The organism is Acinetobacter sp. WU_MDCI_Abxc222 (assembly GCF_025514755.1).
Classification (GTDB): Bacteria; Pseudomonadota; Gammaproteobacteria; order Pseudomonadales; family Moraxellaceae; genus Acinetobacter; species Acinetobacter geminorum.
The window spans coordinates 280,763-292,755 of the sequence record NZ_JAHPVG010000004.1; the positions used below are offsets into that span (position 1 = coordinate 280,763).

Below are 11,993 nucleotides of genomic sequence, written 5' to 3' on the forward strand. Positions count from 1 at the left end.
AGCTTTGGAACTCTCTTTGAATTCCTATCTATTCTGAAATTAAAATTTCACCTTTAGGTTTCGGCCTAAATCATATATGGATACGAGTGTGCTACCGATAATTATCTTATTACCGTTAATATTAGGCACCACCCTTGTTTCATTGCTTCAACGGTTCTCGCGTGGAGTAACGGCTTTAGGGGCAATTGGAGTCAGTTTAACCAGTTTTGGTTTATTACTGACTCAAGCTAAAACTGTGCTTGGTGGTGCAAGCATTCAACAAAGTTGGGATTGGTTACCTCAATTAGGGATTAATCTAAGCTTTAGACTTGATGCTCTTGGTTTATTATTTTCTCTTCTTATTACCGGTATCGGTACACTCATTTATATATACGCCTATTATTATTTAGGCCCTAAAAATTCATTAAGTAAACTCTATACTTTACTCATGCTGTTTATGGCAGCAATGCTGGGGATTTCGCTCTCTAATAATCTTATTATTTTATTAGTCTTTTGGGAGCTCACCAGTATTTCATCTTTCTTGTTAGTGGGTTATTGGAGCCATTATGAAGCTGCTCAACGTGGCTCTCGGATGGCGCTCACTATTACAGGGATGGGTGGTTTAGCAATGCTAGGTGGATTTGTTCTATTAGGACAAATCACCGGAACCTATGAAATTAGCGAAATCATGGGCATGAAAGATGCAATCCAAGCTCACACTCTTTTTATTCCAATGTTATTGCTTATTTTGCTTGGCGCATTTACGAAGAGTGCTCAGTTTCCATTTCATTTTTGGTTACCTAACGCAATGGCGGCACCCACACCAGTGTCTGCTTACCTACACTCTGCGACCATGGTAAAAGCCGGGATTTTTCTACTTGCCCGCTTACTTCCAATCTTTATAGGCGCTGCGATCTATCACAATATCGTTACGTTTGTCGGCTTATTTACGCTCTGTATGGCAGCGTGTTTTGCCATTTTCAAAGAAGATTTAAAAGGACTGTTAGCCTATTCAACCATTAGTCATTTAGGGCTTATTGTTTGTTTACTCGGGATCGGTTCTCCTTTAGCGGTTGCCGCTGCTATTTTCCATATTATTAACCATGCAACATTTAAAGCAGCGCTGTTTATGCTTGCAGGGATTATTGATCATGAAACTGGCACACGTGATCTTCGAAAACTCAGTGGTATTTGGCAATTACTTCCTTTCACTGCCACACTCACTATGATCACCGCTGCCTCTATGGCAGGTGTACCACTTACCAACGGCTTCATTTCAAAAGAGATGTTCTTTACCGAGCTATTGGCGAATCTTTCAGGCTCAACGGTTATCCTTGCCAGTATTATTGCCACTCTGGCTGGTATCTTCGCAGTAAGTTATTCAATTCGCTTAGTGCATGGTGTGTTCTTTGACGGTCCAATCGGTAAACAAGTGCCAAATAAAGACGCACATGAACCACCAATCGGAATGCGTGCTCCAGCCATTCTTCTTGCTGTACTCTGTATCTTGGTCGGCATTCTGCCTTCGTTATTGGTAGAACCACTGGTCAATAGCGTAACTAGAGCAAGCTTAATGCAACCAGAATTTGCAGGTACACACCTTGCAATTTGGCATGGATTCAACGCTCCTCTTGTGATGAGTATTATTGCTTTAGTGGGCGGTACACTGTTCTACTTTGCTTTAGCAAAAGACGGCATGATTCGTAAAATTGACCTTGATCCGCGCCTAGGCAGATTACAAGGCCGTATCTTATTTGATTTATTTTTAAAACATCTGCTGCTTACAAGCCGAAAAATCAAACAAAAAACTGAAAATGGTTCATTGCAAAGTTATTTGTTCTGGATCATTGCTTTTAGCGTCATCATGGTCACTATGCCTTTACTCAATCAAGGGCTGAGTACAGGTACACGCGAACTCACCCATGCTCCATGGATTGCTGTAGTTCTTTGGCTAACGTTATTCTCAGGCTGTTGGATGATGCTCTGGTTCCATCATGAACGTATTAAGGCGGTACTTATTAGTGGTGCAATTGGTCTAGTTGTAACGATGGTATTCGTTACTATGTCAGCACCAGACTTAGCACTGACTCAAATTACAGTAGATGTAGTAACCACTGTTCTCTTACTAATGAGCTTATCGTTACTTCCACAGCTAACACCGTATGAGTCTCTTCGCTCTAGACGTTTAAGAGATGCAGCTTTAGCAATTATTGGAGGTTTAGGAATTGGTTGGATTACGTGGCTCATTTTAACCCGTGATCACAATTCGATTTCTTGGTTCTTTGCCCAACAGTCTCTACCACTTGGTGGTGGCTCAAATATTGTAAATGTCATTTTAGTTGACTTCCGTGGCTTCGATACCTTCGGTGAAATTACAGTATTAGGCATCGCTGCGATTGGCGCTCTATGTCTTATGGATGGTATGCGTGTACACGGCACAACAATGACGCAAGGTCTCACCTACCGTTTTAATCCTTCACCGCTTATGTTCCGTATTACAGCCTCTTGGGTATTACCACTAGCGCTTGTGGTCAGTGTTTATATCTTTTTGCGAGGACATAACTATCCAGGCGGTGGCTTTATTGCAGGTCTAATCACCTCAATGGCGCTAATCATTCAATATATTGCACTAGGTCAAGATCAAGCAGAACAGCTGTTAAAAGCGAAGTCTGGCCGCCTTTACGAAGTCTGGATTGGCATAGGATTAACGATTGCAGGTCTGACTGGTATAGCAGCATGGTTCTGGTTACGTCCGTTCCTCACCAGTGCTCATGTCTATGTTGAATTACCAATTCTAGGAAAACTACATCTAGCTTCAGCTGCAAGTTTTGACTTGGGTGTCTATATCACCGTTGTAGGCGCGACAATGTTGCTCATCTCTGTATTAGGCGACTCTCGTCATTCGAGTATGTCTGGTCCTGTACCACATCGGGAGGAATCATCATGATCAGTTTAGAATTCTTATTGGCTTCTGCTATTGGTTTACTTGTTGCCACAGGTATTTATCTGATTTTACGTGCTCGTACTTTCCCTGTTGTGCTTGGATTGGCTGTAATCGGCTATGCAGTAAACCTATTTTTATTTGCTATGGGTCGATTACAAATCAGCTCACCGGCAATTTTAACTGAAACAACAAAAATAACCGATCCACTTCCTCAAGCGCTGGTGTTAACTGCTATCGTGATCGGTTTTGCAACTACAGCGTTTATTGTGCAACTAGCGCTACGTAGCCGTTATGAGTCAGGTAGTGATCATGTTGATGCTAAAGAAGATATATCCCCGACATACGACCCACGTGAGGATGAGCCGTGATGTTTGATTTTTTATCTTTTTGGCAACAACACACGCCTATTTTTAGTATTCTCATCCCAGCGTTTACTGCTTTTATCTTATTACTGTTAGGTAACCCTGGGGCAGGTGCTTTAAAAGATGACTGGCGCCAGCCTTGGCGTCGTGGCATTAGTCTTGTCTCAGCAATTGCCGGATTAATTACAGCTATTGTTTATCTTAGTTACGCCAGCACGGGTCAAATTACTGTTTACCAACTAAGTGAATGGTCAGCGCCATTTGGTATTGTGCTTGTACTCGATCGTCTTTCTGCTTTTATGCTGGCACTGACCTATGCATTAGCGGTACCAGTTTTATGGTATGCAAGTGATAACTGGGATACGCGTGGTCGCTATTTCCATGCCATGGTACATTTTCTATTAATGGGGATCTGTGGAGCATTTCTAACAGGCGACTTATTTAACCTTTTCGTCTTTTTTGAAATCCTGTTGATGGCTTCGTATGTGTTGCTCTTACATGGACAAGGCAAACCTCGTTTTCAGCTTGGTGTTCACTATGTCATTATCAATCTTTTAGCCTCTGCCCTCTTCTTGATTGGGCTTGGCATGATTTATGGCAGCGTGGGTAGCCTCAACATGGCGGATGTCTCACGCCTTATACCGACACTCGAAGCAGATCAACACAAATTAGCAGTCGCTGGTTCGCTACTTCTCTTTGTTGTTTTCGGTATTAAAGCAGCAATGCTTCCTGTCGGTTTTTGGCTACCAAAAACCTATGCTGTTGCAAGTACGCCTGTAGCTGCAATTTTCACCATCATGACTAAAGTCGGGATCTATTCTATTTTACGTGTAAATGGAACAGTATTTGACGATACACTTAGTCAAGAAATCTTAAAAAGCTGGTTACTTCCTATTGGCTTAATTACTTCACTCTATGGTGTGATTGCCGCAATTGGGGCAGATCGTTTACGTCGCTTTGTCGGCTTTATGGTCCTTTCTTCAATTGGCACCTTACTTACAGCAATTGCCATGTCTAATACACAGGCATGGTCTGGCGCTTTATATTACTTAGTGCACAGTACCTTAATTGGCGCAGCTTTTTATCTATTTTGTGGATGGATCACTTCACAACGTGGAGATTTTAAAGATCATTTAAAAGTTGCACCAAGAATTAAACAAGAAAAAGCGGCTATGCTGACTTATTTCTTGATTGCGATGATGCTTGCAGGTTTACCACCTTTTAGTGGTTTTCTTGGAAAAGTATTCATTTTACAAGCGACAGTTGAAGCTAGCTATCAAGGCTGGATTATTGGTGTTGTGCTTGTTGTGAGCCTATTAAGTATTATTGCACTCACACGTGTTGGTTTTATCTTATTTTGGCGCGCATCTCCTCCAGAAGAAGATCCAATCCAGCCAGCTTATATCCTTTATCGTGCTTTACCGGAACGCGCACCGCCACGTAACGATCAAGTCATTTATCTATTACTAGCTGGTTTAATCGCTTATGTTGTTTTTGCTGCACCAATTCAGCATTACACATTAAGCACCGCACAACAGATCCAAGACCATGCGCTTTACCAACACTCTATTCTTAAAGTAGATCAAAACGGTGAAGTCATCAGTGTACAGCCATATGACCCAAGTTACTTACCGGAAACGAAGTATGGCGGTGAGGTTGAAGATCATAATGCTTATCTTGTTCCGGATATTATTTCGAAAGATACGCTCAATGGCGAACATATTTCTGAATATAAACAACGACAAATTCAGCAACAGGACAAACTCCAAACGCCTACCATTGTTGATGAAAGTCAATTGAAACCTATGGAGCCATAACAATGCAGTTATCTCATTTGCTTGAACGCTGGTTTCCACATCCATTTGTTTCGGTTCTCATCATTTTATTTTGGTTGATGCTGGCGCATAGTCTGGATGCGAGTGATCTTTTGACTGCTATGCTTTTGGGCTTAATTATCCCTCGCTTAGTCAAACCGTTTATTACCCGCACACCGCATATTCACTGGAAACCTGCGGTTAAACTATGTTTTGTGGTTCTTTGGGATATTATTATTTCTAACTTTAAGGTCGCAAAACTTGTTTTGGGACCTACTAAAAAATTACATCCTAAATGGTATCGCGTACCTTTAGAAACAGAACATGAGCAGGTTAATACCTTACTGGCAATGATCATTACCACAACACCAGGTACAGTTTCTGCAGGTATCGATCAAGAACGTGGGGATATTCTGGTTCATGCTTTAAGCACGGATAATACTGAATCTGATATTCAAGACATCAAACAACGCTATGAAATTCCTCTTATGGAAATTTTTGATGTGAAAAGTAAAACGGAGGCAAGTGCATGACAATCCTACCCTATGCTCTAGGTATTAGCTTGATTGCCATTACAATCTCGATGCTACTTTGCCTTTTTAGACTGGTTATGGGCCCTTCAATTGTAGACCGCCTTTTAGCACTCGATACGCTTTTCCTCAATGCAACTTGCCTGATTGTTGTGTTAGGCATTTATTGGATGACGACTTCTCTATTTGAAGGAGCACTGCTGGTTGCGATGCTAGGTTTCGTATCTACAGCTGCCTTAGCACGCTACTTCACAACCGGTCATGTTATCGATTAAGGAGAGGTCAAATGCAATTTACAATGGAAATTATTGTTTCGGTCTTTCTGGTTTTTGGTGCCTTCTTCATGTTAGTTGGCTCAATCGGTATGGTCCGTTTACCCGACTTATTCATGCGCTTACACGCACCAACTAAATCGAGTACGCTTGGCTTAGGAAGCTTTCTGATCGCTTCAATGATCTTTTTTGCTTTCCAAGGGCGGTTCGGTTTTGCTGAGCTACTCATTACCCTTTTAGCTTTCATTACCGCGCCGGTTTCAGCTAATTTAATTGCTCAAGCTGCGCTACATTTACGTTTACGCTCACTGAGTGGTGAAGTACCTGAAGCTATTGAACGTCCTCTACCTTGGGATCGTTATAAAATTGGCCAGCGCTTTTCACAAAACAAACCGCCAATGGAACCTCCTAAAGAATAAAAAATTGAATCAATAAAAAAAGCCACCCGAAGGTGGCTTTTTTTATTTTGAGTTTTAATTACTCTTCATCATCTGACTTACGTTCTGGTAAATCTTGTACCGCTTTTTCGATTAGACCAAACATATAGTTACCATATGCATTCGTCTTATCGTAATGGAAACGTAAGCGAGGCGTAATACGAGTCTTAATGCGACGGCTCAATTCATGACGCAAGAAACCAGAAGCTTTATTTAATACATCTAAAGTTTCTTTATTTGCTGCTTCACTTTGCTCATCACCTAGTTCACGTCCCATAACAGTGACATAAACTTCAGCATAACCCATATCCGCACTGACTTTCACCGCAGAGATGGTCACTAGACCACCTAAGCGAGGATCTTTAAGCTCTTGACGGATTAGATCAGACAACTCACGTTGTACTGAATCCGCCATGCGCTTTAAGCGTTGGCTACCCGCCATTAAAGACTCCGTTTAATCAATTGAACATCATACACTTCGATCTTATCTTGTGGTTTGATGTCTTTATAACCTTTCACTGCAAGGCCACATTCCATACCAGCACGAACTTCATCAACAACGTCTTTATAACGACGAAGAGATTCAAGCTCACCTTGGAAAATTACAACATCATCACGTAATACGCGAATCGGTTTATTACGATGTAATGTGCCTTCAAGTACCATACAGCCTGCTGCTGCACCAAACTTACTTGAGTGGAATACTTCACGTACTTCCGCAACACCCAAGATTGTTTCACGATGTTCAGGAGCAAGCTTACCGCTCATGGCATCTTTCACATCATCAATCAATTCATAGATGATGCTGTAGTAACGAATATCGATACCATCTTGGTCACTTCTCTGACGAGCAGTAGTATCTGCACGAACGTTAAAGCCTAATAATACAGCTTCTGAAGATTCAGCAAGAATCACATCAGACTCGGTAATCGCACCAACACCTGAGCTAATTACACGAACTTTTACTTCATCAGTAGATAATTCATGTAGAGCTGCATTCAATGCTTCTAAAGTACCACGTACGTCTGTTTTCAAAACAACGTTCACTGTAGGAACATCTTTTTTGCCCATTGACGACATGATATTTTCAAGGCGCATTGCACTTTGACGATCAATACGTTTTTGACGCTCACGGTCAGCACGAGCATCGGCAACTTCACGCGCTTTCTTCTCGTCATTTACAACAAGAACTTCATCACCAGCCATCGGAGCATCTGGAAGACCCAGAATTTCTACTGGAATAGATGGTCCTGCTGATTTAATTGGCTTACCATTTTCATCAGACATTGCACGGACACGACCATATGATGAACCTGCAAGAACAAGGTCACCAATGTTTAATGTACCGTTTTGAACAAGAATCGAAGTTACTGCACCACGGCCTTTGTCAACACGTGCTTCAATAACAACACCTTGCGCAGCACCTTCAGCAGATGCTTTTAATTCCATCAATTCTGATTGAATAAGAATTAAATCAAGGAGTTCATCAATACCTTGTCCACTGTGTGCAGAAACTTTAGCAACTGGAACATCACCACCCCATTCTTCTGGAACGATTTGTTTAGTTGTTAATTCATTTAACACACGGTCTGGATCAGCAGATTCTTTATCCATTTTGTTGATTGCAACAATAATTGGAGTACCTGCCGCACGTGCATGGTCAATTGCTTCTGCAGTTTGCGGCATTACACCGTCATCTGCTGCAACAACTAAGACAACGATATCCGTTGCTTTAGCACCACGTGCACGCATTGAAGTAAATGCTGCATGTCCCGGTGTATCAAGGAATGTAATAATTCCTTTATCTGTTTCAACGTGATATGCACCAATATGCTGGGTAATACCACCTGCTTCTCCAGCCGCCACTTTCGAACGACGGATACGGTCAAGCAATGATGTTTTACCATGGTCGACGTGACCCATAATGGTAACAACTGGCGGACGAGTTGTTTGCTCACCACGAGCTTCTTCAGCCGCTTCAAGCAAGTTATCTTCCGCTTGTGTATCAGAAACTAAAACAGGGTTGTGGCCCATTTCTTCTACAACAAGTGCCGCTGTGTCTTGATCAATAGCTTGATCTTGATTAACCAATTCACCCATTTTCATAAGTGTTTTGATAACTTCACGTACTTTAATCGCCATTTTTTGAGCAAGATCGGCAACAACAATGCTTGAACCGATTTCTACATCATAAACTTGCTTTTTAACTGGCTTTTCAAATCCATGCTTATTCGCTTGGCTTGATTTTAAACCACGTTTGTTATGGTTAACAAAGCTTTGCTCTTCTTGACCACGACGACCACCTTTCTTCCCAGCACGTGGGTTAGTGGTTGCGCCACCGCGTTTAATTTCACGGTCTTCTTGCTTAAATGAATCTTCATAAGCTTGGCCAACCAGACCTGAAGCAAGTGGAGAATCATCAATCACACGAATTGTCGTAGTAGCATCGTCATTTGAATACTTAGACGCCATTTTGCGCATTTGTTCAAGTGTACGTTGCTGAGCTTCTTCAGCCGCTTTACGACGTGCAGCTTCTTCAGTTGCTTTTAACTGAGCTGACTGCTCTTCACGAGCTCGTTTCTGTTCTGGAGTTTCAGCTGGTTTTGGTGCAGGTTTTACTGTACCACCACCACGCTTTTTCACTACAACAGCAGCTTTTGGAGCTGTCTGTGCAGCACTATCTTGTTGATGAGCAGCACGCATAGCATCTAAAGTTGCTTTAGCTTTTTGCTCTGTTTGAAGACGCGCTTTTTGCTCGGCAGTTTCACGCGTTTGCTGTTCTACACGTGCTTTCGCTTCGGCTTCTGCACGTGCTTTAGCTTCAGCTGCAATTTGTTCAGGGTTTGGTTTAGCAAAAACCTGTTTTTTACGTACTTCTACGTTAATTGTTTTTGCTTTGCCTGAAGTACTTGCAACTTTAGCGGTACTGGTTGTTTTACGTTTCAACGCAATTTTTCCTGTGTTACCACTTTCCTGACCATGAACTTTTTTCAAGTGATTGACCAAAGTATCCTGTTGTTCAGTGGTAATAATGTCGTCTGCTGTACGTTGAGGCAAACCTGCTTCACGAGCCTGTTCTAGGAGCTTCTCAACAGGACGTCCTACACTGAGAGCTAACTCTTTAATCGACTTGTCCGTCATATTTCATCTCCTAGTTAAACCATGATTCGCGAGCTTTCATGATCAATTGACCTGCTTTTTCATGACCAAGTCCTTCAATATCAGAGATATCATCAGTAGCCTGATCTGCCAAATCGTCGACAGTAATAATACCGCGAGCGGCAAGCGAGTAAGCGATCTCAGAAGTCATGCCTTCCATAGTAAGAAGGTCTGCGCTCGGTTCTTGAATATTTTCTTGCTGTTTCAAAGCATCAGTAAGGGCTGCTTCTTTTGCACGACTTTGCAATAACTCAACCAACTCAGCATCAAGCTCAATTTCGTCAAAAGTTTCAGCAGGAACATAAGCAATCTCTTCTAAAGAAGTGAAGCCCATTTCCACCAATGCCATTGCTAAATCTTCTTCAATATCGAGACGTGATACAAACATATCAAGATATTGCTGAGCTTCATTTTGCTGACGAGCACGATACTCTTCTTCAAGCATCATGTCGAGTTTGTAGCCAGTTAAATCAGAAGCTAAACGAACGTTTTGACCTTGAGAGCCAATCGCACGAGCTAATTGATCGCTGGTTGCAAAAATAATGTCGGCACTTCTTGCATCTTCATCAAGCACGATGCCTGAAACATCAGCTGGTTCTAATGCACTAGCAATGTATTGAGCCGGATCATCAGACCAGACCACTACATCAATACGTTCACCATTTAACTCTTGTTGTACAGCTTGAATACGCGTACCACGCATACCAATACATGCACCTACAGGGTCAATACGGTGATCATTTGTTTTCACTGCAATTTTAGCACGAACGCCCGGTTGACGTGCCGCTGCTTTAATTTCAATGATTTCTTCAGAAATTTCTGGAATTTCTTTTTTCATTAAAGCAATTAACATTTCAGGCTTAGCGCGTGATAACAACAACTGAGCGCCACGACCTTCACGGTTAACATTATATAAAATAGCGTTTACACGTTGTTTTGGACGAAGAATTTCTTTTGGAATCATCTCTTCGCGTGCAAGATAAGCTTCTGCATTGTCGCCTAAGTCGATAATGAAGCCATCTTTGGTTTGTTTTTTCACTTCACCGTAAATTAACTCACCAACTTTAGACTCGTATGCATCAGCAACTAAAGCACGCTCAGCTTCACGAATTTTTTGTACGATAACTTGTTTTGCAATTTGTGCAGCAATACGACCAAACTCAATAGATTCTACTTCGAGTTCACGCACGTCACCAATTGACCATTTAGCTGGATCAACGTCAGAAATTGCATCTTGGCAAGCCGGCATTTCATGATCTTCATCTGCCACAACAGTCCATTGACGGAACGTACGGTAATCACCAGTTTTACGATCAATTTCTACACGAAGTTGAGCTTCTTCAGCATGCGTACCTTCGTAAAATCTTTTCTTCGTTGCAGCAACTAGAGCTTGTTCTAAAGCTTCGAAGATCGCTTCACGACTAACACCTTTTTCATTACTAACCGTTTCAACAACGGTAAGAATTTCGCGGCCCATAAGTCACCTACCGATTTCTTATAAAATTTAAATAAATTTAATCTTGATAGATCAAGTTTGCTTTATCGATATTGTTGCTGTCGATCACAAGCACATGCTTCCCATCAACTTCAACCTGAATTTCTTCATTTTCAAGGTCTACTGCGATAAGTTTTGCTTGAAATTTACGACGGTTTTCTACTGCTGCAATTAAACGCAAAGCAATTTGTTGTCCGATGTAGCCTTGCAACTGTTCTAGCTGAAAAAATGGACGGTCCCAACCCGGTGAAGAAACTTCTAATGAATACTCACCTGAAATTGGATCATGAACATCCAACATTGCGCCAACTTGTTGTGTTACACGCACACAATCTTGTACACCAATACCACGGCCTAGTTCTACTTCGCCATCTTCATTAATTACAGGCTCAGCATCTTCACTTACCGCTTTATCGATATAAATACGCAATAATGAACGTTTACCTTGTGGGAGAAACTCGATTCCCCAAAGGTCGACACCACATGCTTCCACTGCAGGAACAATTAAGTCATGCAATGCTTGGGATTTATTTGATAATTTCATTTACTCTCGTCATTCTCGTGCGATTCAATCGGTTGTTTTAACCGACACAGACCTACTATAGTGAAGCATGACTATTTGACCAATTGATGTCGACACTACACGATAGCGATACGATAACCAATAAAAAAGGGCGTTAATCGCCCCTATTTAGCACAGAAAACAATAGTCCACTGTGCAAAAAGGCCCACCTGTCTGTGAGCCTCTTTTAAGAAACTTGGTAGCGGGAGCTGGATTTGAACCAACGACCTTCGGGTTATGAGCCCGACGAGCTACCAGACTGCTCCATCCCGCATCAACGTGCAAAAATTATATACAAATATCGAAAAAAGTCAATGTAAACTTATCCAATATTCGCTTGATTAAGTTGCACCTTAATCAAATTGGTAGCGGGAGCTGGATTTGAACCAACGACCTTCGGGTTATGAGCCCGACGAGCTACCAGACTGCTCCATCCCGC

Annotated in this window: 10 protein-coding genes and 1 tRNA gene; 6 read left to right on the plus strand and 5 right to left on the minus strand. The window is 41.8% G+C overall.

Annotation, left to right across the window (positions count from 1 at the left end; translation table 11 throughout):
* The first annotated feature begins 76 nt into the window (after positions 1 to 76).
* Genes KTJ10_RS09225 through KTJ10_RS09250 form a run of 6 tightly spaced genes read left to right on the plus strand, consistent with a single transcriptional unit; the run spans position 77 to position 6,320 of the window.
* A complete protein-coding gene (locus tag KTJ10_RS09225) occupies positions 77 to 2,926 on the plus strand; it encodes a monovalent cation/H+ antiporter subunit A (RefSeq protein ID WP_199992523.1) in 2,850 nt (949 codons plus the stop codon).
* Entirely contained in the window at positions 2,923 to 3,291 is a 369-nt protein-coding gene (locus tag KTJ10_RS09230) for a Na+/H+ antiporter subunit C (protein WP_003654595.1), read from the plus strand. Before KTJ10_RS09225 ends, KTJ10_RS09230 begins: the two co-directional genes overlap by 4 nt.
* Positions 3,291 to 5,102, plus strand: coding sequence for a monovalent cation/H+ antiporter subunit D (locus KTJ10_RS09235; protein WP_262441854.1), 1,812 nt, complete (start codon positions 3,291 to 3,293; stop codon positions 5,100 to 5,102). The genes KTJ10_RS09230 and KTJ10_RS09235 overlap by 1 nt, the downstream gene beginning before the upstream one ends.
* A 2-nt stretch (positions 5,103 to 5,104) precedes the next feature.
* A complete protein-coding gene (locus tag KTJ10_RS09240; RefSeq protein WP_004794999.1) occupies positions 5,105 to 5,632 on the plus strand; it encodes a Na+/H+ antiporter subunit E in 528 nt (175 codons plus the stop codon).
* Positions 5,629 to 5,904: a monovalent cation/H+ antiporter subunit F gene (locus KTJ10_RS09245; protein WP_016142368.1), complete on the plus strand. Its 276-nt coding sequence runs from the start codon at positions 5,629 to 5,631 to the stop codon at positions 5,902 to 5,904. The genes KTJ10_RS09240 and KTJ10_RS09245 overlap by 4 nt, the downstream gene beginning before the upstream one ends.
* Positions 5,905 to 5,915: 11 nt before the next feature.
* On the plus strand, positions 5,916 to 6,320 hold the full coding sequence (locus KTJ10_RS09250) for a Na+/H+ antiporter subunit G (RefSeq protein ID WP_005065884.1): 405 nt from the start codon (positions 5,916 to 5,918) through the stop codon (positions 6,318 to 6,320).
* A gap of 58 nt (positions 6,321 to 6,378) precedes the next feature.
* On the opposite strand, the gene KTJ10_RS09255 is transcribed toward KTJ10_RS09250, so the two are convergent.
* The 5 genes from KTJ10_RS09255 to KTJ10_RS09275 all read right to left on the minus strand — a co-directional run bounded on the left by KTJ10_RS09255 (position 6,379) and on the right by KTJ10_RS09275 (position 11,828).
* Entirely contained in the window at positions 6,379 to 6,780 is a 402-nt protein-coding gene (locus KTJ10_RS09255; protein WP_002157043.1) for a ribosome-binding factor A, read from the minus strand.
* Positions 6,780 to 9,479, minus strand: coding sequence for a translation initiation factor IF-2 (infB, locus tag KTJ10_RS09260; RefSeq protein WP_039763518.1), 2,700 nt, complete (start codon positions 9,477 to 9,479; stop codon positions 6,780 to 6,782). Before infB ends, KTJ10_RS09255 begins: the two co-directional genes overlap by 1 nt.
* A 10-nt stretch (positions 9,480 to 9,489) precedes the next feature.
* Positions 9,490 to 10,974, minus strand: a complete 1,485-nt coding sequence (nusA, locus tag KTJ10_RS09265; protein WP_002115134.1) for a transcription termination factor NusA — start codon at positions 10,972 to 10,974, stop codon at positions 9,490 to 9,492.
* Between the two features lie 37 nt (positions 10,975 to 11,011).
* A complete protein-coding gene (gene rimP, locus KTJ10_RS09270) occupies positions 11,012 to 11,536 on the minus strand; it encodes a ribosome maturation factor RimP (protein WP_002114922.1) in 525 nt (174 codons plus the stop codon).
* Between the two features lie 215 nt (positions 11,537 to 11,751).
* Positions 11,752 to 11,828: transfer RNA gene (locus KTJ10_RS09275), tRNA-Met, on the minus strand.
* Between the last annotated feature and the right edge of the window lie 165 nt (positions 11,829 to 11,993).

Bases quoted from the DNA above. Each gene is read 5' to 3' on its own strand.
- KTJ10_RS09225 (WP_199992523.1), top strand. From the start codon at position 77: ATGGATACGAGTGTGCTACCGATAATTATCTTATTACCGTTAATATTA.
- KTJ10_RS09230 (WP_003654595.1), top strand. From the start codon at position 2,923: ATGATCAGTTTAGAATTCTTATTGGCTTCTGCTATTGGTTTACTTGTT.
- KTJ10_RS09235 (WP_262441854.1), top strand. From the start codon at position 3,291: ATGTTTGATTTTTTATCTTTTTGGCAACAACACACGCCTATTTTTAGT.
- KTJ10_RS09240 (WP_004794999.1), top strand. From the start codon at position 5,105: ATGCAGTTATCTCATTTGCTTGAACGCTGGTTTCCACATCCATTTGTT.
- KTJ10_RS09245 (WP_016142368.1), top strand. From the start codon at position 5,629: ATGACAATCCTACCCTATGCTCTAGGTATTAGCTTGATTGCCATTACA.
- KTJ10_RS09250 (WP_005065884.1), top strand. From the start codon at position 5,916: ATGCAATTTACAATGGAAATTATTGTTTCGGTCTTTCTGGTTTTTGGT.
- KTJ10_RS09255 (WP_002157043.1), bottom strand. From the start codon at position 6,780: ATGGCGGGTAGCCAACGCTTAAAGCGCATGGCGGATTCAGTACAACGT.
- infB (WP_039763518.1), bottom strand. From the start codon at position 9,479: ATGACGGACAAGTCGATTAAAGAGTTAGCTCTCAGTGTAGGACGTCCT.
- nusA (WP_002115134.1), bottom strand. From the start codon at position 10,974: ATGGGCCGCGAAATTCTTACCGTTGTTGAAACGGTTAGTAATGAAAAA.
- rimP (WP_002114922.1), bottom strand. From the start codon at position 11,536: ATGAAATTATCAAATAAATCCCAAGCATTGCATGACTTAATTGTTCCT.